The following is a 26,786-nucleotide window of genomic DNA, read 5'->3' on the forward strand; positions in this document are numbered from 1 at the left end:
GCGAAGATGATCCTGTTGACCCGTCGCCTGAGCGACGCCGCTACGGTAAGCGGCACCGTCACCCTCACTGTCGATACGCGGATCAAGAGCCGCGTGCGCGTCACCCTCGACGATGGCCGCGAGGCCGGCCTGATGCTCGAACGCGGGCAGTTGCTGCGCGGTGGCGAGCTGCTTGGCCAAGCGCAGGGCGGCGAGGTGATTCGCGTGCTGGCGGCGGCCGAGCAGGTGTCCAGCGTGCGCTGTGCCGATCCACTGTTGCTGACCCGCGCCGCCTATCACCTGGGCAACCGCCATGTGCCGCTGCAGATCGAGGCCGGCCTGCTGCGCTATCAGCACGACCATGTGCTGGATGAAATGGTCCGTGGCCTGGGCCTTGACGTAACGGTCGAGCAAGCACCGTTCGAGCCTGAAGCCGGGGCCTACCAGAGTGCCCCGCACAGCCATGCCCACAGTAACCACTTGTTCGTTCGCGTCGCTCACCACTGATTGTCGATAAGGAGATTGTCCCATGAAAAAACTCGTCACCCTCGCGTTGCTGCTGGTTGCGCTTCCGGCCTTTGCCCACCCCGGCCATGATGCCAATCCGCTGCAGGATGGTTTGCTGCACCCGCTGACCGGCCTCGATCACTTGCTCATGCTGCTTGGCACCGGGGTGCTCGCGGCGCTGACCGGGCGTACCCTGGCGCTGCCGTTGCTGACCCTCGGGGCGATGTTCGGCGGGGCGCTGATGGGCCATGTGTTCGGCGGTGTGATCGGCATGGAGCAGATGATCATCGGCTCGCTGCTGGTGGCCGCTGCCGCGTTGCTGCTGCCCAGCCGCCAGGTGCTGCTGGCCCTGGCCATGCCGCTGTTTGCCCTGTTCCACGGCTGGGCCCACGGCGTTGAAGCCAGCCCGGGTGCGTTCTGGGTGTTCAGCGCAGGCTTCGTCACGGTCAGTGGCCTGCTGTTGCTGGCAGGCTTTGCCGGGGGTTGCCTGCTGCGTCGGCACACCGGCCTGCAGAAAGCCTTCGGTGGCGGCCTGCTGGCCGGTGCCGCGCTGGTGCTGGCCGGCTGATGAGCAGCAACCTGAAGCTGCTGCGCCTGATGCAGCTGGCCAGCCCCAGCCTGCCGGTAGGCGGCTTTACCTACTCGCAAGGCCTGGAGTGGGCGGTGGAGGCCGGCTGGGTGCAGGGCGCCGAAGGCTTTCGCGCCTGGCAACGCCAGCAGATCGAAGACACCCTGTGCCACCTCGACTGGCCGCTGCTGGCGCGCTTGTACCAGGCTTGCCTGGCGGATGACGCCGAAGCCTTCGCGCGCTGGAGCCGGTTTTTACTGGCCAACCGCGAAACCGCCGAACTGCGCCTGGAAGAACGCCAGCGCGGCAAGGCCCTGACCCGTTTGCTCGACGGCTGGCAACTGGGCCAGGCACCCCAATGGCGCAGTTCGCTTGAGCTCAGCCAACTCGGCGGTATGGCCTGGCTGGGCGTGCACTGGGATATCCCCTTGGCTGACCTGGCCCTCGCGCACGGCTATGCCTGGCTCGAAGGCGCGGTGATGGCCGGGGTCAAGCTGGTGCCGTTCGGCCAGCAAGCAGCGCAGACCCTGTTGCGTGACCTGAGCGAAACCTTGCCCGCTGTGCTGGTAACTGCTCTGGCCCTGGACGATGACCAGCTTGGCGGCGGCCTGCCGCTGCTGGCGATTGCCTCGGCGCGCCACGAAACCCAATACACCCGATTGTTCCGCTCCTGAGGAAAGCCCCATGCAAAGTTATCAGCAACCCCTGCGCGTTGGTGTCGGCGGCCCGGTCGGTTCCGGCAAGACCGCGCTGCTTGAAGCGCTGTGCAAGGCCATGCGCGACCACTATGAAATCGCCGTGGTGACCAACGACATCTACACCAAGGAAGACCAGCGCATCCTCACCGAGGCCGGCGCCCTGGCCCCCGAGCGCATCGTCGGGGTGGAGACCGGCGGCTGCCCGCACACCGCGATCCGCGAAGATGCCTCGATGAACCTGGCGGCGGTGGAAGAGCTGGCGCGCAAATTCGGCAACCTCGAAGTGATCTTCGTCGAGAGCGGCGGCGACAACCTCAGCGCCACCTTCAGCCCGGAGCTGGCCGACCTCACCGTGTACGTGATCGACGTCGCCGAAGGCGAGAAGATCCCGCGCAAGGGCGGGCCGGGGATCACCAAGTCGGATTTCCTGGTGATCAACAAGATCGACCTGGCGCCTTATGTCGGCGCTTCGCTGGAGGTGATGGAAAAGGACACCTGGCGCATGCGCCCGGAACGGCCCTGGGCCTTCACCAACCTCAAGACCGGGCAGGGCTTGCAGCGGGTGATTGATTTCATCGTCGAGCGGGGGATGTTGAAAGTGTCGGTGTAGCCAAAAGCATCGCGGGGCCGCGCAATCCTGTGGGAGCGGCGGTGCGACGCCTCGACTTGCCCCGCGATCAATCTATCTGCGCCCCACAAAAGGCAACAACATCCCGACCTTGCGCTGATACTGCCGATACTGCTCGCCAAACAACTGCACTAGGTCCTTCTCCTCCAGCAGCGTGCCCATCAGGATGTACAAGGTACTCACCCCGGCAAACAGCAAGTGGCCAACCGTCATGTGCGGCGTCGCCCAGAAGCTCATGACAAAGCCCAGGTACAACGGGTGGCGCACCAGCCGGTACAGCCAGGGGGTCTTGAAGGCGCTGGCTTCGCCGGGGTGTGGGCGAAAGGCGTCGAACGCCTGCTTGAGGCCGAACAGTTCGAAGTGGCTGAGCAGGAAGGTGGCCAGCACCAGGATGATCCAGCCCAGCCAGTAGAGCGCCTCGATCAGCCCGCGGGCCGGTTGCGCCTGGACATCCCACAGGGTCAGGGGAATCGGTTGCCAGAGCACGAACAGCAGGCTCAGCGCCAGGCTGCTGAACAGCACATAGGTGGCCCGCTCGATGGGCGCCGCGACCCACTGCAGCCAGAACTGCTTGAAGCCCTTGCGCGCCATGCCGCTGTGCTGCAGGGCGAACAGGCTGATCAGCAGCACATTGATCGGCACCGCGAAGTACCAGGCGGTCGGCGGGCCGGAGTTGATGTCCTTGGGCACTTCCGGGGGGCCAATAAAGCCCACGAAGTACGCCAGCACCAGCATGGAGAACAGGTAACAGACCAGGCTATAGAGCAAGCCGAGGCATTTGCGCAGCAGGGGGATCTCGTCCATGAGGGGTTCCTTTGAGTCAGCACCTGAACGTCCTGCTCAGGTGGGGTGCAACGGCTGAACCCTTAACCCTAGACCAGTACAACGGCTGCCAGACCCGGTGGGGCAATCAGCCGCAGCTCAACTTTGCCCGGCGAGCCTGCTAGAGTCGCGCCCCTTAACCAATCAATCCGGTGCAGGAGGCAGCTTTGATGATGTGCAGTCAGTGCGGTAACGACCACGGCGATGAACTGGGGGAACTTGCGTTTCGGCGCCCGGATGCGCTGTTCGCGCTAGCCGCCGAGGAACGCCAGAGCAAGGTCAGGGAAAGCAACGACTGGTGCGTGATCGCCGGCGAGCGGTTTTTTTTGCGGGCACTGTTGCCGCTGGCCGTGGCGCAAATCAACGATAGTTACTGCATCGGTATCTGGGTCGAACTGCAGCCGGCGGATTTCGAGCGCGTCTGCGAGCTCTGGCGCGATGAGCACCAGGCCGCCGAGCCGCCTTTTCCCGTGCGCCTGGCCAACAGTATTCCGACCCTGGCAGAAACCCTGGGGCTTGAAGGCCGGTTGCAGTTGAGCGGCCCGACCTCGCGCCCCAGCGTGACCCTGGCCGCCAGCAGCCACCCATTGGCGGTGGAGCAGGCCAAGGGCATTTCCCTGCACCGCGCCCACGAGTACAGCCAGGTGTTTGCCTGACAGACTCAGGCCTTTAGCGTGGCCATGTCGATGACGAAGCGGTACTTCACATCGCCGGCGATCATGCGGCTGAAGGCTTCGTTGATGTTACCGATATCGAGCATCTCGATGTCGCAACTGATGCCGTGCTCGGCGCAGAACTCCAGCACTTCCTGGGTTTCGGCGATGCCGCCGATCAGCGAGCCGGCCAGCACCCGGCGCTTCATTACCAGGTTGGCGGCGTGCAGCGCCGGGTCGACCGGCTCGATCAGGCCGACGAGAATGTGTACGCCGTCGAACTTCAAGGTCTGCAGGTAGGGGTTGAGGTCGTGCTGGACCGGAATGGTGTCGAGAAGAAAATCGAAACGCTCGGCCGCGGCGCGCATCTGCGCCTCATCGGTGGACACGATCACGTGGTCAGCCCCCTGGCGCCGGGCTTCTTCGGCCTTGGCCGGCGAGCGGGTGAAGAGGGTGACTTCGGCGCCCATGGCCTTGGCGAATTTGATGCCCATATGGCCCAGGCCGCCCATGCCGAGAATGCCCACGCGGTCACCGGGCTTGACCCCGTAATGCTTGAGCGGTGAGTAGGTGGTGATGCCGGCGCAGAGGATCGGCGCCGCGCTGGGCAAGTCCAGGCCTTGTGGAATGCGCACGACAAAGTGCTCGCTGACGACGATGCTGCTGGAGTAACCGCCCATGGTGTTGCTGCCGTCGACCCGGTCGGGGGTGGCGTAGGTCATGGTCGGGCCTTGCAGGCAGTATTGCTCCAGGTCCGCCTGGCAGGCTTCGCAGTGGCGGCAGGAGTCGACCATGCAGCCCACGCCCACCAGGTCACCGACCTGATAGCGGCTGACCTTGGCGCCGACGGCGGTGACCTTGCCGACGATCTCGTGGCCGGGCATCAGCGGATACACGGCGATGCCCCACTCGTTGCGGGCCTGGTGGATGTCGGAGTGGCACACGCCACAGTAGAGGATCTCGATCGCCACATCGTCGGCGCGCGGGCTGCGGCGCTGGAAGGTCATGGGCGCCAGGGGCGTGGTGGCGGACTGGGCGGCGTAACCGATGGCTGTGTACATAGGGCCTCAATAAACGGTGATCGGTGAAGGCTGCGCATTCTGCGCATCCAGCGTCGGCTCGCCTATCGTCATTCCTCCGCCAGTCATGCCTAAAACTCCGTACTTGGTCGCCGGACTCTGGCGCCTGGCCGCGAAGCTGCGATGATGTCAGTGTCCAATCCTCCGTGCGGTTTTTCATGCAGCTCACTCGCCACTCCGATGCCAACGCCACCCTCTGTACCCTGATCCGCTCCCTGGCGCTGCGCCCGGGTTTTGTCGACACGCCACTTGCCCAGGTGCAGGTGCTGTCGGCCAGTCACTACGTGGCCAGCAGCCCGCAGATTTACGAACCGAGCCTGATGATCCTCGCCCAGGGCAGCAAGCTGGCGCGCCTTGGGCCGCGTACCCTGGAATACGGCGCCGGGCATTACCTGGTGCAGGCGCTGTCGGTGCCGTTCATGTGTGAGACCTTTGCCACCGAACAGGAGCCGCTGCTGGGGGTGTCGGTGGCCATCGACCGCGGCGTGCTCGGGGAGCTGGTGCAGAGCATGGGCCTGGCGCCAGACCGGGCGATCACGGCGCAAACCCCGGAGTCGATGACCTCGGCGGCGCTGGATGAGGCCATGCGCGACAGCGTCGAGCGTTTGCTGCGCTGCCTGCTCGACCCGCTGGACTGCCAGGTAATGGGCCAGGCGCGGGTGCGGGAGGTGCTGTATGTGGCCTTGCGCGGGCCGCAGGCCGGGGTGTTGCGGGCACTGGTCGAGCAGCAGGGCCACTTTGCCCGCATCGCGGCGGCGCTCAGCTACTTGCGCGAGCACTATGCCGAACCGCTGAGCGTCGAAGCGCTGGCGGCGTGCGCGAACATGAGCGCCTCGACCTTTCACGAGCACTTCAAGCGCAGCACCTTGCTGTCGCCGATGCAGTACCTCAAGCGCCTGCGCTTGCTCAAGGCCCAGCAGATGCTGATCGGTGAGGGCATGGGCGTGGCCCAGGCGGCGCACCGGGTGGGATACCAGAGCACCTCGCAGTTCAGCCGCGAGTACAAGCGCCATTTCCAGCGCAGCCCGGGGGAAGAACAGCCGTATCTGTGACCCGGCCTGGCTCTCGTCTGCTTACACATTGTGGTTTAAGGTGGGCACCTGCCTCTCATGACAGGGATCGATCATGAAACACCCGCTTTTGCAGCCCCTCGTTGTCGCGCTGTTGCTGGGCGCTGCCGTGCAAGCCCCGGCGGCGTTGCCCAGCGCGCCGTCGTATATCGACGATAGCCTGTATTCCCCGGCTGCCAAGCAGCGCATCCTGCCACCGATGTTCGCCCAGACCCTGGCCAGCACCCGTTACCTGGCCAGGCCGGACAACCCGCTGATCACCCAGGCCGAGGCGAGCGAATTTCGCCAGACCAGCAACTACGACGAAACTCGTGCCTACATGACCCGCCTGGCCGCCGCCTCCGGGGGCAGCATCGTGCTCAACGACCTGCCGGAGAAAAGCGCCGAAGGCCACCCGATGCTGATGGCCATCGCTTCCCTTGAGGTCGACAAGTCGCCGGCCGGGCTCAACGAGTCGGGCAAGCCGACGATTTTCGTCGAAGCCCAGATTCACCCCGGCGAAGCCAATGGCAAGGACGCGATGTTCATGCTCCTGCGCGACATGACCACTGGCGATAAACCGCTGGCTGCGTTACTGGAGAAGGTCAACATCCTTTTCATCCCTACCGTCAATGTCGACGGCGACCTGCGCCGCAGCGCCTACGGGCGCATCAACCAGAACGGCCCGGATGAAACCGGCTGGCGGGTCAACGGCCTGAACTACAACCTCAACCGCGATTTCACCAAGCTCGACAGCGCCGAGATCCGCAACGTCGCCTGGGTGTTCAACACCTACCAGCTGAGCTTTTTTGCCGACACCCATTCCACCGACGGCGCCATGTACCCCTACGACAGCTCCTATTGCCACAATGGCAACGGCTGGTCGCCGGCCAGCAGCGCCTGGATCGACAAGGTCATGCGCGCACCGGTGTACCAGGCGCTGGAGGCCGACGGCCATGTGGTGCATGAATGCATCAGCCTCAACAGCAACCAGGACCCGACCCAGGGTTACTACCCGTACCGCACCGACTACGCGCGCTTTTCCAACCAGTACGGCGACATCCGCAACGTGCCGTCGATCCTCATCGAGCAGCACGCCTTGCACCCGTATCAAACCCAGGTGCTGGGCAACTACGTGATGCTCAAGAGCATGTTCCAGGTGATTGGCGACCAGGCCACGTCGCTTGGCGAAGCCATCCGCCAGGACCGCGAACGCCTCGAAGCCCAGGAGCAGGTGACCCTCACCTGGAAACCGGGCAAGGCCCAGAGCACCGCCTTTACTGTCGGTGACTATCGCTATGAGCAGTCGCCGATCACCGGTGCCAGGACCCTCGTCTGGAGCAACACGCCGAAGAAGCTCAGCGTGCCGGTGACGGGCAACACCGAGCCCGACCTGGTGGTCAAACGGCCTAAACAGTATGTGGTGCCGGGCCAGTGGCGCGAGGTGATTGCCCGGCTCAAGGCCCATGGCATCCACATGACCACCCTCGACAAGCCGACGCCGATTGCCGTCACCCTGTATCGCATGGACCAGGTAAAAGTGGCGGGGGGCTTCGAGCCCGATCGCACCCAGGTCAACCAGATCCCGGGCTACGAAGGGCGCTTGCTGGTCAGTGGCGTGGCCAAGCCGCTGGAGCGCTTGCAGACCTTCCCGGCCGGCTCGGTGGTGATCGATACCGACCAGCCGCTGGGCGTGCTGGCGGTCAACCTGCTGTACCCCGAAAGCCCCGACTCGTTCTGGGCCTGGGGCTTTTTCAATGCGACCCTTGTGGCGGCGGAAGAACCTGAGGAATACGTGATGGAGCCGATGGCGCGCAAGATGCTCGCCGAAAGCCCCGAGCTCAAGGCCGAGTTCGACAGCAAGCTCAAGGGTGACAAGGCCTTCGCCGCCAGCCCCAGCGCACGCTTGCACTGGTTCTACCAACGTACGCCGTTCTATGACGTCAATGCCTTTGTCTATCCGGTGGGGGCGGTGTACTGAACCGGTATCGATCGGTCTGAAAACGGTATTGGTCATACGCAAAAACCGTGATCTATAAAGGCTCTGGTCTTCCCGCCCGAGCCTTTATGCATGAACACCCGTCGTCGTTCACTGATTGCCGCCAGCATGGCCCACGCCGTGCACGACGGCCTCACCGATGTCATCTACGTCTTGCTGCCGCTGTGGCAGGCGCAGTTTGCCCTGAGCTTCGCCCAGGTCGGCCTGCTGCGTGGCGCCTACGCCGGGATGATGGCTGGCCTGCAATTGCTGGCCAGCCGCGCGGCAAAACGCTGGGGCCGTGAGCGTCTGCTGGTCGGCGGTACCGCCCTGGCCGGGCTGGCCTACCTGGTGGCCGGGCAGGCCGGGGGCCTGGGTATGCTGCTGTTCGCCTTGTTGCTGGGCGGCCTCGGTGCCAGTACCCAGCACCCGCTGGCATCGTCGTTGGTCAGCGATAGTCATGAGGCCGGCGGCGAGGTCAAGGAGGCGCTGGCGCACTACAACTTTGCCGGTGATATCGGCAAGATGCTGGTGCCCGCCGGAGTCGGCCTGTTGCTGGTGGTGACCAGCTGGCAAACCAGCGTCACCGTGCTGGGCATCCTTGGCCTTGCGGCCGCTGCGCTGCTCTGGTGGCTGATCGCGCCGCAGCCGTCGGCGGCGCCGGGCGTGCGCAAAGCAGTGATTGCTGTTGGCAGCGACTCCGCCAGCGGCCTGGCCGCCTTGCTGCTCACCGGCACCCTCGACAGTGCGGTACGCATGGGCTTTCTCACCTTTCTGCCGTTTCTGCTGCAAGCCAAGGGCGCAGGCTCCGCCGGTATCGGCCTGGCGCTGATGCTGCTGTTCGTCGGCGGCGCCTTCGGCAAGCTGCTGTGCGGCTACCTGGGCGCACGTATCGGCATGATGAAAACCGTGTGGTGCACCGAGTCGCTCACTGCGCTGCTGATCGTGTCGATGCTGTACCTGCCGCTGACGCCGATGCTGGTGCTGTTGCCGCTGTTGGGCCTGGTGCTCAATGGCACCTCTTCGGTGCTCTACGGCGTGGTGCCGGAGCTGGCGGGGGCGGGCAGGCGCGACCAGGCCTTTGCCCTGTTCTACACCGGCACCATCGGCGGCGGCGCCCTGGCACCGGTGGTGTTTGGCGCTGTTGGCGATAGCGCCGGCATCACCACGGCGGTGATCAGCCTGGCGGCACTCCTGCTGCTGACCCTGCCGCTGTCCTGGTGGGTGGAGCGGCAACTGCATTGCGGCTTGCCTGGCAAATTTGGATCTAACTATAATGAATGAGATTCATTACCAGATAACTTTGCCCAGGCCGCCTCCATGTCCAGCGCTGACCCTTCGCTGCAACTCGCTGTTCACACGCTGTATGAGGCGCATCACCCGTGGCTGTGCGGCTGGCTGCGCAAGCGCCTGGGCTGCCGCGAGCATGCCGCGGACCTCGCCCAGGACACCTTCATCCGCGTCATGACCCAGCGCAAGGCCCCGGAGTTGCGTGAGCCACGGGCCTACCTGAGCACCGTCGCGCGCAGCCTGATGATCGACCTGTTCCGCCGCCGCGCACTGGAGCAGGCCTACCTCGAAACCCTCGCCGCACGCCCGGAGCTGCTCGACATCTCGCCGGAAACCCGCGCCCTGGTGATCGAGACGCTGATGGAAATCGACGCCATGCTTGACGGTCTGGGGCGCAAGACCCGCGAGATCTTTCTCATGGCCCAGCTCGACGGCCTGAGCTACGTGGAAATCGCCCGGCGCCAGAACCTCGCGGTCAACACGGTGAAGAAACACGCCGTGCGCGCCCTGACCCATTGCCTGCTGCTGGCCGAGGACTGAGCGGTGAGCGCCCAGCGCCTGGATCGCGCCACCCTCGAAGCGGCCGCCCACTGGTTCGTCGAACTGCGCTGCGAAGCGCCAGACCCGGCTACCCGCCTTGCCCACCAGCAGTGGCTGGCCGGTGATCCGCGCCACCGCCAGGCCTGGGAGCGCTTGCAGCGGGTACAAGGCACCTTTGCTCAGGTCAGTGCTGGCGTTGCCCGGCCGCTGCTGGCCAGCGCCCAGGCCAAGCGCCGCGAAGTGCTCAAGGTGCTGTCGCTGCTGCTGGCCGCGGGCGGGGCAGGGACCCTGGCCTGGCAGACCACGCCGTTGCCGGCCTTGATCGCCGACCAGCGCACCGGCACCGGCGAGCGGCGCAGCATAGGCCTGCAGGATGGCAGCCAGTTGCACCTGAACACCGCTACCGCGGTGGATATTCACTACAGCGGGCAGCTGCGCGAACTGCGCCTGCTCAGCGGCGAGATCCTCATCGAAACGGCAAAAGATGCCCTGGCCCGGCCCTTCATCGTGCATACCGGCGAAGGCAGCATTCGCGCGCTGGGCACGCGTTTTATCGTACGCCGCGACGCCGGGCGCACCCGGGTGAGCGTGCAGGAGCATGCCGTGCAAGTGCGTTGCAGCGCTGATCTGCTCACCCCCGTGCGGGTCGAGGCCGGCCAGCAACTGAGCTTTGAGCGCGCCAGCATCAGCCCGTTGCAACCCGCCAACCCCGAGGCCGACGCCTGGCTGCGCGACCTGCTGGTGGTGCACGACTGGCGCCTGGACGACTTTATCAACGAATTGCAGCGCTACCGCCCCGGGCACCTGGGGTGCCACCCGGCGGTGGCCGGCCTGAGAATTTCCGGGGCCTTCCAGTTGGCCAACAGCGACCCTATTCTCGCCAACCTGAGCAGCACCTTGCCGGTGCGTATTCGCCAGTTCAGCCGCTACTGGGTCAGGGTCGAAGCGGCCTGAAACGCAGCAGAAAATTATTTTCACAAGGGGGGTGTTGATTCAGATTCTCATTCGACTTGTAGGTAGAGGCGCCTCAGACGCCACCACCACTGCCAACGGGCGAAAGGAAACTGCATGTCCCTTTGTAATCCACACTCCACGCGCAACCTGCGCACACTCACCCCTTTGCGCCGTGCCATTCAGGCCGCGCTGTTCGGCTCGGCCCTGGCAGGCGCCGGCGCCAGCCTGATGGCCGCTGCGCCGGCCTGGGCCGAGACCCGCGTCGAAAGCCAGTTCGACATTCCCGCCGGCTCCCTGGAGTCGGCGCTGACCCGCTTTGCCGCCAGCGCCGGGGTCACCGTGTCGTTCCAGCCGGCCGATACCCGTGGCCTGCAATCGCCAGGCTTGCATGGCCGCTACAGCGTCGAGGCCGGCTTGCGCCAGCTGCTGGCCGGCAGCAACCTGCAACTGCTGCGCCAGGACAGCGGTAGCTACTCGCTGCTGCCAGGGGCGGGCGATGACGCCAGCGTGCAGCTGGACGCCACCGCCATCAACGGCAAGGCGGTCGAGTCGGCCTACGGGCCGGTCGATGGTTATGTCGCCACCCGCAGCGCCACCGGCACCAAGACCGACACGCCGATCCTGGAAATCCCCCAGGCGGTCAACGTGGTCACCGCCGCCCAGGTCGAAACCCAGGGCGCGCGCAATCTCACCCAGGCCCTGCGCTACACCCCGGGCCTGAGCGTCAACGGCTTTACCGACCGCAACAACATTGCCGACGAGATCACCAGCCGCGGCTTCGCCCCGACCCCGCTGTACCTGGACGGTGCCTACCTGCCGTACGCCGGAAGCCTGGGCGGTGCGCCGCAGATCGACCCCTACACCCTCGAACGCATCGAAGTGCTCAAGGGCCCGTCGTCGGTGCTGTATGGCCAGAACCAGCCGGGCGGTATCGTCAACATGGTCTCCAAACGCCCGACCCGCGAACAGCGCAACCAGGTCAAGTTCGGCCTGGGCAGCTACAGCCGGGTCAATGGCGCGATTGATCTGAGCGGCCCGATGGATGAAGCCGGGACCCTCAGCTACCGCCTGGTGGGCGTGGCGAAAAAGGGCAACGACCAGCTCGACCACACCAACAGCCAGCGCATGCTGCTGGCGCCGAGCCTGACCTGGGCGCCTAACGAAGACACCGCGCTGACCCTGTATGCCCAGCTGCAGCGCGATGACGGCCTGGCCGATTACCAGGCCTTGCCGAAAATCGGCTCGCTCGACCGCGGCCCCGATGGCCAGCGCATCGACCGCGATGCGTTTCTCGGCGACTCCCATTACAACGACTACCGGCGCGACCAGTTTGTGCTCGGCTACGACTTCAGCCATGCCTTCAGCGACGACTTGAAGTACCGCCAGACCGCGCGCTACATCGACATCCGCGACCGCTACAAGGGTTTCTACCTGCGCGGCTTCGTCAGCGATGCCGACACCGGCGTGCTCGACCAGACCCACGCCACCCGCACCAAGCTCGACTGGCGCCAGCACAACACCGCCTACACCATCGATAACAACCTGGAGTACAAGTTCGCCACCGGCCGCCTGCAGCACACCACCCTGGTGGGCCTCGACTACCGCCGCTTCAACCGCAAGTACACCGGCTACAATGCCTATGGCGTGGCCCCGGTCGACCTGTACAACCCGAGCAACTACCCCACCGACGACGTGGTGCCGGAGCTGACCACCCAATGGGACAACACCATCGGCCAGACCGGCCTGTATGTGCAGGACCAGATCAGGCTCGACCAGTGGATCCTCACCGTCGGCGGGCGCCAGGACTGGGCCAAGGTCGAAAACAAGGACCTGCTGGCGCGGACCATCACCGAGCAGAACGACCAGAAGTTCACCGGCCGGGTAGGGCTGACCTACGTCACCGAGTTCGGCCTGGCGCCTTACATCAGCTACTCGCAGTCGTTCCTGCCGACCATCGGCACCAGCGCCCCGCAGCGCGGCGCCAAGGCCTTTGAGCCGACCGAGGGCGAGCAGTATGAAATCGGCGTCAAGTACCAGCCGCTGGACAAGACCCTGATCACCGCCTCGCTGTTCGAGCTGACCCAGAAGAACGTCAAGACCGGCGACAAGCTCTACCCTGAGTACGAAAGCCAGGACGGCGAAGTGCGCTCGCGCGGTGTCGAGCTCGAGCTCAAGACCCGCCTCGACAACCTCGACGTGCTGGCGGCGGCCACCTACATCGACTCGTTCTACACCAAGAGCAACTATGGCGATAAGGGCAACCGTTCCGAGGCGCAAGCGCCGGTGTCGGCTACCCTGTGGGCCGACTACCACTTCACCCAGGCTGCGCTCAACGGCCTGACCGTCGGTGCCGGCGCGCGCTACACCGGGCGCAAGCCGGGGGATTCGGCCAACGCCTTCGACGTGCCGGCGTTCGTCGTTTACGACACCACTATCCGCTACGACCTGGGCAAACTCGACCCAAGCCTGCGCGGGCTGCAGACCAGCCTGAACGTGCAGAACCTGTTTGACCGCGAGTATGTCTCGGACTGCAACTATTCCTTTGGCTGCTACTACGGGCAGGAGCGGGTGGCGTCGCTTGAAATGACTTACGACTGGTGATATGAGCCGGCCTCACTGGCGATGGGCCGCATAGCGGCCCTGGGCTGGACGCTCTTGCACCCCTGTGTCACTGTCGGCGCCACCGTTCGGCAGCAAACAGGGTTGGCCAATGCTCAGCAGTACCCAGTTCAAGGCGTTCAATCGTTGTGTCCTGCAACTGGCGAGCTTGGCCCGCGAGGGTGGCGGCTCGCATTTCATCGCCGAGGGCCTGCAGGCGTTTCGCGCAATAGTGCCGTTTGCCTCGGCCTGGTGGGGCGAGATGTCTGGGGCTGGCGCAACCGCTGCGCCGCAAAGCTGGATGCACGGGCGCATCGACCTGCCGCCGGCCTTTGCCCGCGAATGGAGCGAGGTTGCCGGCATCGACTGTTTCGCCCACACCACCCTGGCGCGGCCAGGGCAGGTGGTGCGCGACAGCGAGTTCACCGACCCCAACGAGGCGGTCAATGTCTTCGCCCGCCGCTACGACCTCTATCACCTGATGTGCATTACCTTCGAGCTGCCGCAAAGCGGCCTGAACTTCTACGTCTGCCTGTACCGCGGCGAGCACGACGCTGCCTTTTGCGAAAGCGAAGACGGCTTGTTCGCCGCCTTCTGCGAGCAGCTGCTGCAACTGTGGCGCTTCCAGGTGCAGGACATGATCCGTCTCGATACCGGCAACGCGGCTGCCGATTTCGCCATTGCCCGTCTCGATGGCAGCTTGCTGTATGTGGGCGCGCGGGTGTGCGCGGCAATCGAGCAGGCGCTGCCGGGCTGGAGCGGCTCGTTGCTGCCGCCCCAGGTGTGCGCGCAACTGGCCAGGGCGCCGTGCGTGATGCGCCTCGGGCGCAGCAGCCTGACCCTCAGCGCCAATGGCGAGCATGTGATTGTGTCGCTGGAAGCACCCGCGCCAGGGGTGCTGCTGGCGCCCCGCGAGCGCACCGCAGCCATGCTGTTTGCCGCCGGGCACTCCTACAAGGAAATCGCCCGGATGCTGTCCTTGAGTCCGGCGACGGTGCGCACCTACCTGCGCAATTGCTACGTGCAACTGGGGGTCAAGAGCAAGGTGGAGCTGGGTGCGGCGTTGCGCCTGTCGATGCCGGTGGCGGAAAAAACCGCCTGACCCTCCTCATTTGCAGAGGTCCATTGCCGCGCTGCGCGCTATAGGGTGTCACCAGCCCTATAACAACAAGAGAGCGCTGCAATGCAACGATTGATCCCCACGCTGTTGGCCACTGCCCTGGCCTGTGCTTCGCTGCCGGCCCTGGCCGCCGCCGACCTGGTGCTGTTCAACGGCAAGGTCTACACCGGTGAACCCGGCCAGGGCCTGATGCAGGCGGTTGCGGTCAAGGATGGCAAGGTCCTGCAAGTGGGTAGCGATGCGCAGATCCAGGCCCTGGCCGACGCCCATACGCAACGCATCGACCTGGCCGGCAAGGTGCTGATGCCCGGCATGATCGACAGCCACAGCCACCCGGTGGTGGCGGCCTACGACAGCCTCGGCGCCAACCTGCAGGATGAGGTCAAGCCGCTGCCCGCGCTTGAGCAGTGGATCCTTGCCGAGGTCGAACAAGGCCGTGGCAAGGCTGGCGATGTGATCAGTGTCGCCGGGGCGAGTTCGGCCTACTGGGACAACAGTCGCGAACTTGGCCAGTTGTTCAACCAGGGCCGCTGGGTCACTCAGCCGCTGGTGCTTAGTGGCATCGACGGCCATACCGGTTGGGCCAACCAGGCCATGCTCAAGCGTATGCAGATCGACGCGGCGTGGGTCAAAAGCCTGTCCGAGCAAGACCGCAGTTATGTCGGCCACGAGGCCGACTTCAGCCCCAACGGCTACTTCGCCGAAGCGCGCTGGGACCAGGTCCGCAGCCAGATCCCCGCAGCCAGCCAGGAAGTGATGCTCAAGGCCGCACGCGAGGCGGTCAGGGTCAACAACCAGTATGGCGTCACCGCCTGGATGGATGCCGCAGCCAATGCCGGCAGCGGCGATTCGCTATTCGATTTCAAGGCCACGGCGCAAACCGTTGGCGTGCTGCCGCTGTACCGGGCGCTGGCCGAGCGCGGTGAGCTCAATGCCCATGTCGCGGCGCTGATGATCACCAACCCCAAGAGCCGGCCGGCCGACCTTGAGGTGCTGGCCCAGGTCGTGAAGCAGTTCGAGGGGGTGCGCAACCTGAGTTTCCCGGGCATCAAGGTGTTTGTCGATGGCGTGCTCGAATATCCGGGGCAGTCGGCGGCGGTCATCACCCCATACAGCAACAGCCACAAGAACGGCCAGTTGTTGATCGAGCCGCAGCATTTCGGCGAGCTGGTGGCCGCGGCCGAGCAGCGCGACTGGATTGTGCACATGCATGCGGTCGGTGACCGGGCGGTGCGCGAATCGCTCAATGGCGTGGCCTATGCACGCACGCTGCAAGGCAAGCCGCTGGCGCACAGCATCAGCCATCTGCAGATGGTCGACCCCAAGGACTTTGCGCGCTTCAAGCAACTGGGGGTGATCGCCTCCATGCAGATGCTCTGGGCGACCGCTGAAAACTACACCGTCGAGCTGGTCAAACCCTACGTCAGTGCCCAGGGCTACGCCTATCAATACCCGGCGCACTCGTTGCAACAGGCCGGTGCGCTGATCGCCGGCGCCAGCGACTGGCCGGTGTCCAGCCCCAACCCGTGGAATGCCATTGCCCAGGCCATGACCCGCAAGGGCCCGCTGGGTGTGCTCAATGCCAAGGAACGTGTCGACCGCCAGGTCATGTTCCAGGCCTACACCCTCAACGCCGCCAAGGCCCTGCGCCTGGAACGGCAGATCGGCTCGCTGGCGCCCGGCAAGCAGGCCGACCTGATCGTGCTCGATCGCGATGTGTTCAAGGTCAGCGCCCAGGAGTTGTTCGACACCAGGGTGCTCAAGACCTACTTCGCCGGCAAGCAGGTGTACGCCAGCGAGTCCTGACAGCGCCGTTACCCGCACACGCATAACAACAAGGGTCTGGTATGAACACACGCTTGCTCATTGCTTTCGCCTGCCTGGCGCCGCTGACGGCCCAGGCATTGACACTCAACGATTCCTTCAGCCTCGACATGAGCCTGGCCGCGACCAGCGACTACCGCTCCCGGGGCATCTCGCAAAGCCTCGGCGACCCGGCGCTGCAGGCCGGCGCCACGCTGATGCACAGCAGCGGCCTGTACCTGGGCGCCTGGACCTCGACAGTGGATTACGGCTTCGACTACAAGACCCGCCAGGAAATCGAGTACTACGCCGGCTGGTACTGGCAGGCCAGCGATGCCATCAGCCTGGATATTGGCTACCTCAAATACAGCTACCCCAAGGAAGGCCAGTTCAACATGAGCGAGGTCTACGCCATCCTTGACCTCTATGGGCTCAAGCTGGGCGCCTATTACTCAAGCGATGCGCCAAACGCCTTTGGCAAGGACCAGGACACCCTGTACAGCTATGTTGCCTACAGCTTCGCCTTGCCGGCCGAGGTCGGCCTGGAACTGCGGGCAGGGCGCAACGATGTCAAGGACCCGGCGTTCTGGTCGGCCAGTGGCGATGACCGCAATGCGTACTATGAGTGGGAGGCAAAGCTGAGTCGCGAGTTTGTCGGCGTGACCTGGGGCTTGAGTTACATCGACACCGACCTGTCCAAAAGCGAGTGCAGCAATTGGTATGGCTATGACGACCTGTGCTCGGCGACTGTGGTAGTGAGTGCCAGCAAGGCGTTCTGAGCCGGCATCAATCCAATGCTGAAGGCAGCGCCGAACCTGTGGGAGCGGCGGTGCGACGACTCGACTTGCCCCGCGATCGAGTGCGCAGCGCTGGTAATTTTCTGGCTGCACAAAGCCCATCGCTGGCAAGATGGGCGCAGTCCGGTAGAACGAGCGTTGTATGCCCCACGCCAACGATCACACGCCATGGCAGGTTTTCCTGATCTTCCTGCGCCTGGGCCTGACGTCGTTCGGTGGCCCCGTCGCCCACCTTGGCTTTTTTCGCCAGGAGTTCGTCAGCCGTCGGCGCTGGCTGAGCGAGCGCAGCTATGCCGACCTGGTGACGCTTTGCCAGTTTCTGCCGGGCCCTGCCAGCAGCCAGGTCGGCATCGCCCTGGGCCTGTCGCGCGCAGGTTACGCCGGGGCGCTGGCGGCCTGGCTGGGATTCACCCTGCCTTCGGCGCTGGCCCTGACCCTGCTGGCCCTGGGGCTGGGCGGTTATGCCGAGGCGGTGCCGGCCGGCATCCTCCATGGTCTTAAGGTGGTGGCGGTCGCGATTGTCGCCCAGGCGGTGTGGGGCATGGCCCGCACGTTGTGCCCGGATGCGCCGCGGATTGTGCTGATGCTGGCGTCTGCCGGGCTGGTGCTGTTGCTGCCCGGTGCCGGGGCGCAGGTGGCGGTGATGGTTGCAGCGGCTGGCGCGGGGTTGATGCTGCTGAAACCGGGCAGCAGCGTTGTCCACGAGCCTTTGCCGATCGGGGTCAGCCAGCGCGCTGGCGGCTGGTGGTGGCTGCTGTTCTTCGCCCTGTTGCTCGGTTTGCCGCTGCTGGCCGGGCTCTGGCCCGATCCGACCTTGAGCATGATTGATGCCTTCTACCGCACCGGCGCGCTGGTGTTCGGTGGCGGACACGTGATGCTGCCACTGCTGCAGGCTGAAGTGGTGCCCACCGGCTGGGTCGGCAACGAGACGTTTGTGGCAGGTTACGGCGCTGCCCAGGCTGTGCCCGGCCCCTTGTTCACCTTTGCCGCCTTTCTTGGCGCCTCGATGCACGGGCCGCAGTCCGGCTGGCTGGGGGCGGTGCTGTGCCTGCTGGCGATCTTCGCCCCGGCGTTCTTGCTGGTGTTCGCGGCGTTGCCGTTCTGGGAGCGCCTGCGCCGCAACCCGCGCCTGCAGGCGGCGATGCTGGGCGTCAATGCGGCGGTGGTGGGGCTGTTGCTGGCGGCGTTGTATCAGCCGCTGTGGACCAGCGCCATTGGCCAGCCGCTGGATGTTGTCCTGGTGTTGCTGGCGCTGGTCGCACTGATGGCCTTCAAGCTGCCGCCCTGGCTGGTGGTGATCGCCTGTGGCCTGGGCGGGCAGTGCTTGAGCCTGCTCAGATAAAAATCGTGCCGCGCAGGTACAGCGCCGCCTGGCCGCTGATGATCACCCGGCCGTTGTCGAGCACTTGGCAATGCAACTGGCCTTTGCGCAGGCCGCCTTGCTCGGCGCTGAGGCTGTGCTTGCCCAGGCGCGCGGCCCAGTAGGGCGCCAGCGAGGTATGGGCAGAGCCGGTGACCGGGTCTTCATTGACGCCTACCCGCGGGCCGAACCAGCGCGAGACGAAGTCAACCTCGCGGCCCGGGGCGGTGACGGCGATGCCGCGCACGTCAAAGGCGGCCAGGGCGGCGAAGTCGGGGGCAAGCGCTGCGACCAGCGCCGGGTCGTCGACCACCACCAGGTAGTCATCGGTGCGGTACAGCGCCTCGATCCGCTCAAGCCCCAACGCCTGCAACAAGCCCTCGGGCACGGCCAGCGCCTGTGGCTGGCGGGCCGGGAAGTCCATGGCCAGGCGAGCGCCGTCACGCCGAACGCGCAACTCGCCGCTGCGGGTGGCAAAGCGCAGGGTGTCGCGTTGTTCGCCCAATTGCTCGAACAGCACCCAGGCCGCCGCGAGGGTGGCGTGGCCGCACAGGTCGACTTCTACCGTCGGGGTAAACCAGCGCAGCTCGAACAGCTCGCCATTGGTGACCACGAACGCGGTTTCCGAGAGGTTGTTTTCGGCGGCAATCTGCTGCAGCGTCGCGTCTGCCAGCCAGGCTTCAAGCGGGCACACCGCCGCCGGATTGCCGCCAAACGCCGTGGCTGAGAACGCGTCTACCTGGAATATTTCAACTTGCATGGGTCATTGCTGTCCGTTGTCTGTTGCCCGGAGCTGCTCCAGGTAGTTGTAGATGGTGTAGCGGGTCACCCCGAGCGATGCCGCGGCCTTTTCGATGCCGCCCTTGACCAGAAACAGGCCGCGTTCCTGCATCAGCCGCACCGCCTCGCGCTTTTGCGCCGTCTTCATGCCGAGCACACCGCCGGGGCAGGCGTCGTGAATGATCTCGGCCATCAGCTGTTGCAGGTCCCTGGTCTCGTCCGCCACCGCCGCGGCCGCACTGGCCAGGCCCAGCAGCCCGCCGAGCAACTGGTGCGCAGCTTCGACGGCGCTCAGATCGGCATTCACGCACAGGCTGGCAAACGGCTGCCCGCTGCTGTCGCGATAGACCACGGTAGCGCTGCGCAAGGTGCGGCCGTCGGGGGCGAGGGTGGCGTAGTTGTCGACCACGATTGGCTCGCAGCTGCTGCGATCGTCCATGGCCCGGCGCACCGCGGCAAAGCCCAGATCATGACGCGGGCTGCCGAGCAGCGAATCACCGACCCGGCGCCCGGTAACATGGCCGTTGGCGATGGCGAGGATCGAGCGCTCAGAGTTAAGCAGGTCGTGCAGGACAATCTCGGTATGGTTACCGACGACCTGGCTGAGCATTTTCAGGGTGCTGTGCAGTACGCCGAGGATAAGTTGCTGTTCGTGGTTTTTTGCTGGGCAAACCTTCATCGCAGCCTTCGTGGGCGTTGGACGGTGAAGGTAGGCTATCAACGTAAATTTTAAATATCAACACTGTGTTGAATTTTCTGTTTGTAGTCGCAGCAACCGCTCGACCTGCGCCAGCTCCCAGGTGCTGAGCAAGCTCACCGGATCTGTGCCCCATTGCCAGCTGTCCAGCGTGCCTACACGGCCATCGCTGCTGCGGCAGGCGAGGCAATGGTGCAAGTGGCTGCCGTCGAAATCCAGGTGCAGGCGCCAGCCATCGATGTCGATCTCAACCCCGACACGGCGCAACGGGCGAAGGCCGAGGGCGGCGTCACGCAGTTGCTGGCAAACCTCGCGGGCACTCAGGGCTGGCATCTGTTTCATTCTCAAAAGCGGGGGCTGAGCTTAAAGCCTGCCGGCGCCAGTGTCAGCCGTTGCCCGGGCTTGATCTGCGCGAGCCAAGTGCGTAGCGTCCGCGCCCTGGTCCTTTGAGAAATTGCTATGACCCTGATGGAACGACTCTTCACCTGCGCGTTGGGATTGAGCGCAATCGCCCCGGCCGTGGCGGCCGACAGCCTGGCCATTGAACACTGGACCCAGCCCAGTGGCGCGCGGGTCTACCTGTTGGCGCAAAGCCAGGCCAGCGACCTGCAGATCCAGGTCGACTTCGATGCCGGCAGCCGCCGCGACCCACAGGATCAACCGGGCCTGGCGGTGCTTGGCGCGGTCCTCGCGGTGGAAGGTGTGCACGCCCAGGGCGACGCCCCGGAACTGAGCGGCAACGCGCTGCGCATGGACTGGATGCGCCTGGACAGCCAACTCAATACCCAGGTCGATGCCGACCGTTTCAGCTACATCCTGACCATTACCGATAACAACCCCCAGCGCCAGGCCGAGGCCAGCGCCTTGCTCGGCCGGCAGATTGCCGAGCCGGCCTTTGCCGGCAGTATCTGGTTTCGCGCCAAGCCCTATTACATTCGCCAGGTCAACGGTGAAACCACCAAGCGTTTTCCCGGGGTAGGGCATCGCTTTGCCCAGGCGCTGTACGGCGACCACCCTTATGCCCGCGAGCTGACCCGCCCGGGGCTGCAGCGCAACAAGCAGATCGACCTGTACGAATACGCGCTGCCGTTCGGCTATGCCCTGACCCCGGCCATGCTCGAACGTACCCGCATGGAAGATCTGCGCAGCCATTACACGGCAATGATGCTGCCGTGCCGGGCCACGGTCAGCCTGGTCGGCAAGCTTGACCGGGCCCAGGCCGATGCCGTGGCCAGCGCGGTACTGGGGCGCTTGCCGAGCGGTCAGTGCACGGCATTGCCGGCGCTGCCCAAGGTGCAGGCCCTGAGCCAGGCCAGCCACCAGCAGATCGAGCCACAGCAAGGCACGATCTGGATACAGATCGGCCAGCCGGCGGTGCCGCGCAGCGACCCGGACTTTTTCCCGTTGCTGCTGGGCAGCGACATTCTCGGTGGCGAGCACTGGCCGACGCGGCTCAATCGGGCCATCGGCCAGGCGCTTGGCGGTGATGTCAGTTGGCAATCGGCCAGCTATTTCGCCATGGGCCAGCAAGCCGGGGCGTTTGTGATCTCTGTGGAAGTGAGCGCCGGGTACCAGCAGCAGGCCGAGCAGGCGGTTCATCAAGCGTTGGCACGCTTTGTCAGCGAAGGCCCGAGCCCGGAGGAGCTGGACGAGGCCAAGGCGCGTTTGCTTGCCCATTTTGACGGTACCAGCCGCCAGCGCCTGCTTGAGCACGTGGCGCAGGTCGCCTTGAACCAGCTGCCGGACGACACCCTGGTGACCTGGCGCGAGCAGCTTGAGGCGGTGACGCCTGCGCAAGTAAAAGCGGCATTCCAGCGCGTCGTACAGCCGGGTAAACAGGCGACGGTGGTGGCGGGGCAGGACTACTGAGTTTACCCCGCGATCAGCCGCGCAAAAAATCCGGGGTATTGAAATTGCTCAGGCGCGGGTCTCCCTCGGCGCACTCCAGCGCCCGTAGCGGGTGCTGGCGCAAGGTTCGCTGCACCCCCCGGTCACCGGCGTCCCAGGCGTGCTGCAAGTCGCTGCGCAAGGCGCAGGGGATCAGGCTGAACATCGGCTGCCAGTAACCACCCTGGCGAATCATCGCCGGTTGCTGCTGGTCATTGGCCTGGTTCATCAGCTCAAGGATCAGTGCCTGGTCAATCAGTGGCGCATCGCAGGCCAGCACCAGTATCCAGTCGTGGCGCGCCACTGCAAGCCCGGCCAGTACTCCGGCCAGCGGTCCGGGGAAGTCCGCCTCGGCGTCGCCGACCAGTTGATCGGCATAGGCCCGGTAGCGGTCCTGGTTGCGGTTGCAGGAGATGATCAGGTCGTCGGTCAGCGGCCGCACCACGGCGTGGATGTGGGCGATCAGCGGCTGGCCCTGCCAGTCGAGCAGGCCTTTGTCCTGGCCGCCCATGCGCTGGCCACGGCCACCGGCAAGAATGAGGATGGAGCAGGGAGGCGGGGCGGCGGGCATGGTCAGGGTTCCTGGCAGTATCAGCCGCTCACCTTCCCATGCACGCCGCGGTCTGTCCAGATCAGCTGTCGCTGGCCTCTGGCGCAGCGGTTTGAGCCTTGGCCCGGCGCTTGCCGGTCAGGCGCATCACCACAACAAAGAACACCGGCACGAACACCACCGCCAGGGTGGCGCTGAGCATGCCGCCGATCACCCCGGTGCCGATCGCCTGCTGGCTGGCTGAGCTTGCGCCGCTGGCAATTGCCAGGGGCACCACGCCGAGGATGAATGCCAGCGAGGTCATGACGATCGGCCGCAGGCGCAGGCGCGCCGCCTGCACGGTGGCATCGACCAGGTCGTGGCCTTCATCGACCAGGCTCTTGGCGAACTCGATGATGAGGATGGCGTTCTTCGCCGACAGGCCGATCAGGGTGATCAGGCCGACCTTGAAGAACACATCGTTGGGCATGCCGCGCAAGCTCACCGCAAGCACCGCGCCGAGCACCCCCAGCGGTACCACCAGCAGCACCGAGGTCGGGATCGACCAGCTCTCGTACAAGGCCGCCAGGCACAGGAACACCACCAGCAGCGACAAGGCCATGAGAATCGGCGCCTGGGAGCCGGACAAGCGCTCCTGCAGCGACAGCCCGGTCCATTCCAGGCCCATGCCCAAGGGCAGTTGGTCGACCAGGCGCTGGATCTCGTTCATCGCCTCGCCGGAGCTGTAGCCCGGTGCCGGCTCGCCCGACACGGCAATCGCCGGGTAGCCGTTGTAGCGGGTCAGCTGCACGGGGCCGGTGATCCACTTGGCCTGGACGAACGCCGACAGGGGCACCATCTTGCCGCTGCTGTTGCGCACGTGAATTTTCAGCAGGTCATCGACCTGGCTGCGCTGGTCGCCTTCGGCCTGCACCACCACGCGCTGCATGCGCCCCTGGTTGGGGAAGTCGTTGACGTAGTTGGAACCCACCGCAGTGTTGAGCACGTTGCCGATATCGGCAAACGATACGCCCAGGGCGTTGGCCTGCTTGCGGTCGACTTCCAACTGCACCTGCGGGCTTTCGGCCAGGGCGCTTTCGCGCACGTTGACCAGCACCGGGCTCTTCTCGGCGGCGGCGAGCAACTGGTCACGCGCCGCCATCAGGCCGGCATGGCCGAGGCCACCGCGGTCCTGCAGGCGGAACTCGAAACCGCTGGAAGTGCCCAGGCCGTCCACCGGCGGTGGCAGCACCGAATAGGCGATGGCGTCCTTGAGCTGGCTGAAGGCGGCGTTGGCGCGGTCGGCGATCGATTGCGCGCTGTCGTCGCTGCCGCGTTCGGACCAGTCCTTTAGGGTAGTGAATGCCAGCGCCGCGTTCTGGCCGTTGCCAGAGAAGCTGAAACCGAGAATCAGCGTGCTGTTGCCCACGCCAGGTTCGGTGGCGTTGTGCGCCTCGATTTGCGCCGCCACCTGTTCGGTGCGGGCGCGGCTGGCCCCCGGCGGCAGCTGGATGTCGGTAATGGTATAGCCCTGGTCTTCGGTGGGCAGGAACGAGGAGGGTAACTGGCTGAAGCCGTACACCAGCCCGGCCACCAGCACCGCGTAGACCAGCAGGTAGCGACCGCTGCGCTTGAGGGCCTGGATCACCCAGCGCTGGTAGCCGTTGGTCATGCTCTCGAAGCGGCGGTTGAACCAGCCGAAGAAGCCGGTTTTTTCGTGGTGCGAACCCTTGGCAATCGGCTTGAGCAAGGTCGCGCACAGGGCCGGGGTCAGGCTCAGGGCGAGGAACGCCGAGAACAGGATCGACACTGCCATCGACACCGAGAACTGCTGATAGATGACCCCCACCGAGCCTTTCATGAAGGCCATCGGCAGGAATACCGCCACCAGTACCAGGGTGATGCCGACGATGGCGCCGCTGATCTGGCTCATGGCCTTTTTGGTCGCCTCGCGCGGCGCCAGGCCTTCCTCGCTCATGATCCGCTCGACGTTCTCGACCACGACGATGGCGTCGTCCACCAGGATACCGATGGCCAAAACCATGCCGAACAGGGTCAGGACGTTGACCGAGAAGCCCAGCGACAGCATCACCGCAAAGGTGCCCATCAGCGCCACCGGCACCACCAGGGTCGGGATCAGCGTATAGCGGATGTTCTGCAGGAACAGGAACATCACCGCGAACACCAGGGCCATGGCTTCGAGCAGGGTGGTGATCACTTGCTGGATCGAGACCTTGACGAACGGCGAGGTGTCGTAGGGGATGTCGAACTTGGCCCCCGGCGGCAGGTAGCGCGACAGCTCGCTGAGCTTGGCTTGCACCAGGGTCGCGGTTTCCATGGCGTTGGCGCCGGGCGACAGCTGCACGCTGAAGGCACTGGTCGGCTTGCCGTTGAGGCGGGTGCCGTACTGGTACTCCTGGCTGCCGATCTCGACCCGGGCGACATCGCCAATGGTCACGGTCGAGCCATCGGGGTTGGCGCGCAGGACGATGTCCTGGAACTCCTGGACTGTGCTGAGCTGGCCCTTGATCACCACGTTGGCGGTGATTTCCTGGGTGCCGGTGCCCGGCAGGTCGCCGATGCTGCCCGGCGCCACCTGGGCGTTTTGCGCGGCAATGGCCTCGTTGACGTCATCGGGGGTGAGGTTGAAGCCGATCAGCCTGGCCGGGTCGATCCAGATGCGCATGGCCCGCTCCGAACCATACAGCTGGGCCTTGCCGACACCCTTGAGGCGGCGGATCTCGTTCATCACGTTGCGGGCGAGAAAATCGCTCAGGGTAACTTCGTCAAGGCTGCCGTCCATGGCCGTGAGGGTCACCATCAGCAGGAAGCCGGTGGAGACTTTCTCGACTTGCAGGCCTTGCTGGGTGACCGGGCGCGGCAAGCGCGACTCGACCACTTTAAGGCGGTTCTGCACATCGACCTGGGCCAGGTCCGGGTTGGTGCCCGGTTCGAAGGTGGCGGTGATGGTGGCGCTGCCCAGGCTGCTTTGCGAGCTGAAATAGAGCAGGTTGTCGGCACCGTTGAGCTCTTCCTCGATCAGGCTGACCACGCTGTCGTCGATGGTCTGCGCCGAGGCACCCGGGTACACGGCGTAGATTTCCACCTGCGGCGGCGCCACGTCGGGGTACTGGGCCACCGGCAACTGCGGGATGGCCAGGGCGCCGGCAAGCAGGATGAACAAGGCGACCACCCAGGCGAACACCGGGCGGTCAATGAAAAACTGCGGCATGAATCAGGCCCTCACTGGCCGTTGGACTGAACGATGGGGAGGGCGTCCTTGCCCGCGTTGTCGACCTCTACCTGGTCGCCGGGGCTGATGTGTTGCAGGCCTTCGACCACCACCCGGTCACCGGGGGCCAGGCCTTCGCTGACGATCCAGCGGTCGTTCTGCACACTGCCCAGCACCACCGGGCGTTCGCTGACGCGCTGTTCGCCATCGACCAGCATGACCTTCGGCTTGCCGGCGCTGTCGCGCAGGATGGCCCGCTGCGGCACGCTGATGCCTTGCTGCTTGACCGCCTGCTCCAGGCGCACGCGGATGAAGCTGCCCGGCAGCAGGTCGAGGTCGGGGTTGGGGAACTCGCTGCGCAGGGTGATCTGGCCGGTGCTCGGGTCGACGCTGATGTCCGAGAACAGCAGTTTGCCCGGCAGCGGGTAGGGCGTGCCGTCGTCCTGGATCAGCGTCGCGCTGGCCTGGTCCTGGCCCACCTGCTGCAGTTCGCCGGCACGCAGGGCGCGGCGCAGGGCATTGAGTTCGCGGGTCGACTGGGTGACGTCGGCATGGATCGGGTCGAGCTGCTGGATGGTCGCCAGCGGTGTGGATTCGTTCTGCCCGACCAATGCCCCTTCGGTCACCAGGGCGCGGCCGATGCGTCCGGAAATCGGCGCGGTGACGGTGGCGTAACCGAGGTTGAGCCTGGCTCGCTCAAGCGCCGCCTTGGCCGCGGCGACGTCGGCATCGGCCTGCAGGAAGGCGGCGCGGGCATCGTCGTGCTGCTGGCGGCTGATGGCATTGATGGCGATCAGTTCGCGGTAACGCTGATCCTGCAGGCGCGCCTGGTAGCGCGTGGCCTCGGCGCGGGCCAGGGCGGCGCGGGCACTGTCGAAGTCGGCCTGGAACGGCGCCGGGTCGATGCGAAACAGCACATCGCCCTGTTTGACGTCGCTGCCTTCGCGGTACACGCGCTTGAGCACCACGCCGGCCACCCGCGCGCGCACTTCGGCAGTGCGCGGGGCGAGGATGCGGCCATTGAGCTCGGTGGTGATCGCCAGCGGCTGCACCTGCACGGTCTCGACCCGCACTGCGCTGGGCGGGGCCTTTTCTTCGGCAGGCGATTTGTCGTCGCAGGCGCTCAGGGCGAAAGTGATCAACAACAGCGGCGCCAGGGCGCGCAGACGGGCGGGACTTGAACTGGACATGCGGATCTTCCGAAAATGACCCGGCAATGCTAAGGCAGGCGACCGACG

24 protein-coding genes are annotated in these 26,786 nt (G+C 65.4%); 16 read left to right on the top strand and 8 right to left on the bottom strand.

The window, feature by feature from the left end:
* Window positions 1–6 precede the first annotated feature (6 nt).
* The 4 genes from ureE to ureG are packed head-to-tail and all read left to right on the top strand — an operon-like array spanning window position 7 to window position 2,362.
* Complete coding sequence (gene ureE, locus UB48_RS15640) at window positions 7–486, top strand: urease accessory protein UreE (RefSeq protein ID WP_045198639.1); 480 nt, start codon at window positions 7–9, stop codon at window positions 484–486.
* 22 nt (window positions 487–508) lie between these two features.
* Entirely contained in the window at window positions 509–1,054 is a 546-nt protein-coding gene (locus UB48_RS15645; protein WP_045198641.1) for a HupE/UreJ family protein, read from the top strand.
* Window positions 1,054–1,728, top strand: a complete 675-nt coding sequence (locus UB48_RS15650; RefSeq protein ID WP_045198643.1) for an urease accessory protein UreF — start codon at window positions 1,054–1,056, stop codon at window positions 1,726–1,728. The genes UB48_RS15645 and UB48_RS15650 overlap by 1 nt, the downstream gene beginning before the upstream one ends.
* Before the next feature lie 10 nt (window positions 1,729–1,738).
* Window positions 1,739–2,362 (top strand): urease accessory protein UreG, encoded by a 624-nt coding sequence (ureG, locus tag UB48_RS15655; protein WP_045198646.1) that lies wholly within the window; start codon window positions 1,739–1,741, stop codon window positions 2,360–2,362.
* 72 nt (window positions 2,363–2,434) lie between these two features.
* Here the strand turns inward: ureG and mddA are convergent, their stop codons facing one another.
* Window positions 2,435–3,184: a methanethiol S-methyltransferase gene (gene mddA, locus UB48_RS15660; RefSeq protein WP_045198648.1), complete on the bottom strand. Its 750-nt coding sequence runs from the start codon at window positions 3,182–3,184 to the stop codon at window positions 2,435–2,437.
* Window positions 3,185–3,372: 188 nt separating this feature from the next.
* Here mddA and UB48_RS15665 point away from each other — a divergent pair, with 188 nt between their 5' ends.
* Complete coding sequence (locus UB48_RS15665; protein WP_045198650.1) at window positions 3,373–3,858, top strand: DUF2199 domain-containing protein; 486 nt, start codon at window positions 3,373–3,375, stop codon at window positions 3,856–3,858.
* 5 nt (window positions 3,859–3,863) lie between these two features.
* On the opposite strand, the gene UB48_RS15670 is transcribed toward UB48_RS15665, so the two are convergent.
* Window positions 3,864–4,916, bottom strand: a complete 1,053-nt coding sequence (locus UB48_RS15670) for an NAD(P)-dependent alcohol dehydrogenase (protein ID WP_045198652.1) — start codon at window positions 4,914–4,916, stop codon at window positions 3,864–3,866.
* Window positions 4,917–5,092: 176 nt separating this feature from the next.
* On the opposite strand from UB48_RS15670, the gene UB48_RS15675 reads away from it, so the two are divergent.
* The 10 genes from UB48_RS15675 (at window position 5,093) to chrA (ending at window position 18,405) form a co-directional block, all read left to right on the top strand.
* The gene (locus tag UB48_RS15675; RefSeq protein ID WP_045198654.1) at window positions 5,093–5,986 is read left to right on the top strand and encodes an AraC family transcriptional regulator; all 894 of its coding nucleotides are present in this window, start codon (window positions 5,093–5,095) and stop codon (window positions 5,984–5,986) included.
* A gap of 73 nt (window positions 5,987–6,059) precedes the next feature.
* Window positions 6,060–7,964, top strand: coding sequence for a M14 family metallopeptidase (locus UB48_RS15680; protein WP_045198655.1), 1,905 nt, complete (start codon window positions 6,060–6,062; stop codon window positions 7,962–7,964).
* Window positions 7,965–8,054: 90 nt separating this feature from the next.
* On the top strand, window positions 8,055–9,245 hold the full coding sequence (locus tag UB48_RS15685; RefSeq protein ID WP_045198657.1) for an MFS transporter: 1,191 nt from the start codon (window positions 8,055–8,057) through the stop codon (window positions 9,243–9,245).
* A gap of 36 nt (window positions 9,246–9,281) precedes the next feature.
* Window positions 9,282–9,791 (top strand): sigma-70 family RNA polymerase sigma factor, encoded by a 510-nt coding sequence (locus UB48_RS15690; protein WP_045198658.1) that lies wholly within the window; start codon window positions 9,282–9,284, stop codon window positions 9,789–9,791.
* Window positions 9,792–9,794: 3 nt separating this feature from the next.
* On the top strand, window positions 9,795–10,745 hold the full coding sequence (locus tag UB48_RS15695; RefSeq protein WP_045198659.1) for a FecR domain-containing protein: 951 nt from the start codon (window positions 9,795–9,797) through the stop codon (window positions 10,743–10,745).
* Between the two features lie 114 nt (window positions 10,746–10,859).
* A complete protein-coding gene (locus tag UB48_RS15700) occupies window positions 10,860–13,346 on the top strand; it encodes a TonB-dependent siderophore receptor (protein WP_045198662.1) in 2,487 nt (828 codons plus the stop codon).
* Between the two features lie 109 nt (window positions 13,347–13,455).
* Window positions 13,456–14,445: a LuxR C-terminal-related transcriptional regulator gene (locus UB48_RS15705; protein ID WP_045198664.1), complete on the top strand. Its 990-nt coding sequence runs from the start codon at window positions 13,456–13,458 to the stop codon at window positions 14,443–14,445.
* A gap of 81 nt (window positions 14,446–14,526) precedes the next feature.
* Entirely contained in the window at window positions 14,527–16,269 is a 1,743-nt protein-coding gene (locus UB48_RS15710; RefSeq protein ID WP_045198666.1) for an amidohydrolase, read from the top strand.
* A gap of 41 nt (window positions 16,270–16,310) precedes the next feature.
* Complete coding sequence (locus UB48_RS15715; RefSeq protein WP_045198667.1) at window positions 16,311–17,045, top strand: TorF family putative porin; 735 nt, start codon at window positions 16,311–16,313, stop codon at window positions 17,043–17,045.
* A 160-nt stretch (window positions 17,046–17,205) separates the two neighbouring features.
* Entirely contained in the window at window positions 17,206–18,405 is a 1,200-nt protein-coding gene (gene chrA / locus UB48_RS15720) for a chromate efflux transporter (protein WP_045198669.1), read from the top strand.
* On the opposite strand, the gene UB48_RS15725 is transcribed toward chrA, so the two are convergent.
* Genes UB48_RS15725 through UB48_RS15735 form a run of 3 tightly spaced genes read right to left on the bottom strand, consistent with a single transcriptional unit; the run spans window position 18,398 to window position 20,233 of the window.
* Window positions 18,398–19,183 carry a PhzF family phenazine biosynthesis protein gene (locus UB48_RS15725; protein WP_045198671.1) on the bottom strand — a complete coding sequence of 262 codons (786 nt, stop codon included), beginning with the start codon at window positions 19,181–19,183 and terminating at the stop codon, window positions 18,398–18,400. The two genes, chrA and UB48_RS15725, sit on opposite strands and share 8 nt — an antisense overlap.
* A gap of 3 nt (window positions 19,184–19,186) precedes the next feature.
* Complete coding sequence (locus UB48_RS15730; protein WP_045198673.1) at window positions 19,187–19,882, bottom strand: transcriptional regulator; 696 nt, start codon at window positions 19,880–19,882, stop codon at window positions 19,187–19,189.
* Window positions 19,883–19,939: 57 nt separating this feature from the next.
* Complete coding sequence (locus tag UB48_RS15735; RefSeq protein WP_045198675.1) at window positions 19,940–20,233, bottom strand: hypothetical protein; 294 nt, start codon at window positions 20,231–20,233, stop codon at window positions 19,940–19,942.
* Window positions 20,234–20,359: 126 nt separating this feature from the next.
* Here UB48_RS15735 and UB48_RS15740 point away from each other — a divergent pair, with 126 nt between their 5' ends.
* Window positions 20,360–21,769 carry a pitrilysin family protein gene (locus UB48_RS15740; RefSeq protein ID WP_045198677.1) on the top strand — a complete coding sequence of 470 codons (1,410 nt, stop codon included), beginning with the start codon at window positions 20,360–20,362 and terminating at the stop codon, window positions 21,767–21,769.
* A gap of 13 nt (window positions 21,770–21,782) precedes the next feature.
* Here the strand turns inward: UB48_RS15740 and mobA are convergent, their stop codons facing one another.
* The 3 genes from mobA to UB48_RS15755 all read right to left on the bottom strand — a co-directional run bounded on the left by mobA (window position 21,783) and on the right by UB48_RS15755 (window position 26,738).
* On the bottom strand, window positions 21,783–22,358 hold the full coding sequence (mobA, locus tag UB48_RS15745) for a molybdenum cofactor guanylyltransferase MobA (protein WP_045198679.1): 576 nt from the start codon (window positions 22,356–22,358) through the stop codon (window positions 21,783–21,785).
* Window positions 22,359–22,419: 61 nt separating this feature from the next.
* The gene (locus tag UB48_RS15750; RefSeq protein ID WP_045198681.1) at window positions 22,420–25,548 is read right to left on the bottom strand and encodes an efflux RND transporter permease subunit; all 3,129 of its coding nucleotides are present in this window, start codon (window positions 25,546–25,548) and stop codon (window positions 22,420–22,422) included.
* 11 nt (window positions 25,549–25,559) lie between these two features.
* On the bottom strand, window positions 25,560–26,738 hold the full coding sequence (locus UB48_RS15755) for an efflux RND transporter periplasmic adaptor subunit (RefSeq protein WP_045198683.1): 1,179 nt from the start codon (window positions 26,736–26,738) through the stop codon (window positions 25,560–25,562).
* Window positions 26,739–26,786 lie beyond the last annotated feature (48 nt).

The organism is Pseudomonas sp. 2(2015) (genome assembly GCF_000955865.1).
Classification (GTDB): Bacteria; Pseudomonadota; Gammaproteobacteria; order Pseudomonadales; family Pseudomonadaceae; genus Aquipseudomonas.

What these genes read in the sequence shown, in the direction of transcription:
- ureG (WP_045198646.1), top strand. Translation starts at nt 1,739, where the DNA reads ATGCAAAGTTATCAGCAACCCCTGCGCGTTGGTGTCGGCGGCCCGGTC.
- mddA (WP_045198648.1), bottom strand. Translation starts at nt 3,184, where the DNA reads ATGGACGAGATCCCCCTGCTGCGCAAATGCCTCGGCTTGCTCTATAGC.
- UB48_RS15710 (WP_045198666.1), top strand. Translation starts at nt 14,527, where the DNA reads ATGCAACGATTGATCCCCACGCTGTTGGCCACTGCCCTGGCCTGTGCT.
- UB48_RS15725 (WP_045198671.1), bottom strand. Translation starts at nt 19,183, where the DNA reads ATGCAAGTTGAAATATTCCAGGTAGACGCGTTCTCAGCCACGGCGTTT.
- UB48_RS15685 (WP_045198657.1), top strand. Translation starts at nt 8,055, where the DNA reads ATGAACACCCGTCGTCGTTCACTGATTGCCGCCAGCATGGCCCACGCC.
- UB48_RS15735 (WP_045198675.1), bottom strand. Translation starts at nt 20,233, where the DNA reads ATGCCAGCCCTGAGTGCCCGCGAGGTTTGCCAGCAACTGCGTGACGCC.
- UB48_RS15650 (WP_045198643.1), top strand. Translation starts at nt 1,054, where the DNA reads ATGAGCAGCAACCTGAAGCTGCTGCGCCTGATGCAGCTGGCCAGCCCC.
- UB48_RS15715 (WP_045198667.1), top strand. Translation starts at nt 16,311, where the DNA reads ATGAACACACGCTTGCTCATTGCTTTCGCCTGCCTGGCGCCGCTGACG.
- UB48_RS15755 (WP_045198683.1), bottom strand. Translation starts at nt 26,738, where the DNA reads ATGTCCAGTTCAAGTCCCGCCCGTCTGCGCGCCCTGGCGCCGCTGTTG.
- UB48_RS15645 (WP_045198641.1), top strand. Translation starts at nt 509, where the DNA reads ATGAAAAAACTCGTCACCCTCGCGTTGCTGCTGGTTGCGCTTCCGGCC.
- UB48_RS15680 (WP_045198655.1), top strand. Translation starts at nt 6,060, where the DNA reads ATGAAACACCCGCTTTTGCAGCCCCTCGTTGTCGCGCTGTTGCTGGGC.
- UB48_RS15705 (WP_045198664.1), top strand. Translation starts at nt 13,456, where the DNA reads ATGCTCAGCAGTACCCAGTTCAAGGCGTTCAATCGTTGTGTCCTGCAA.
- UB48_RS15665 (WP_045198650.1), top strand. Translation starts at nt 3,373, where the DNA reads ATGATGTGCAGTCAGTGCGGTAACGACCACGGCGATGAACTGGGGGAA.
- chrA (WP_045198669.1), top strand. Translation starts at nt 17,206, where the DNA reads ATGCCCCACGCCAACGATCACACGCCATGGCAGGTTTTCCTGATCTTC.
- UB48_RS15750 (WP_045198681.1), bottom strand. Translation starts at nt 25,548, where the DNA reads ATGCCGCAGTTTTTCATTGACCGCCCGGTGTTCGCCTGGGTGGTCGCC.
- mobA (WP_045198679.1), bottom strand. Translation starts at nt 22,358, where the DNA reads ATGCCCGCCGCCCCGCCTCCCTGCTCCATCCTCATTCTTGCCGGTGGC.
- UB48_RS15690 (WP_045198658.1), top strand. Translation starts at nt 9,282, where the DNA reads ATGTCCAGCGCTGACCCTTCGCTGCAACTCGCTGTTCACACGCTGTAT.
- UB48_RS15730 (WP_045198673.1), bottom strand. Translation starts at nt 19,882, where the DNA reads ATGAAGGTTTGCCCAGCAAAAAACCACGAACAGCAACTTATCCTCGGC.
- UB48_RS15675 (WP_045198654.1), top strand. Translation starts at nt 5,093, where the DNA reads ATGCAGCTCACTCGCCACTCCGATGCCAACGCCACCCTCTGTACCCTG.
- ureE (WP_045198639.1), top strand. Translation starts at nt 7, where the DNA reads ATGATCCTGTTGACCCGTCGCCTGAGCGACGCCGCTACGGTAAGCGGC.
- UB48_RS15700 (WP_045198662.1), top strand. Translation starts at nt 10,860, where the DNA reads ATGTCCCTTTGTAATCCACACTCCACGCGCAACCTGCGCACACTCACC.
- UB48_RS15670 (WP_045198652.1), bottom strand. Translation starts at nt 4,916, where the DNA reads ATGTACACAGCCATCGGTTACGCCGCCCAGTCCGCCACCACGCCCCTG.
- UB48_RS15740 (WP_045198677.1), top strand. Translation starts at nt 20,360, where the DNA reads ATGACCCTGATGGAACGACTCTTCACCTGCGCGTTGGGATTGAGCGCA.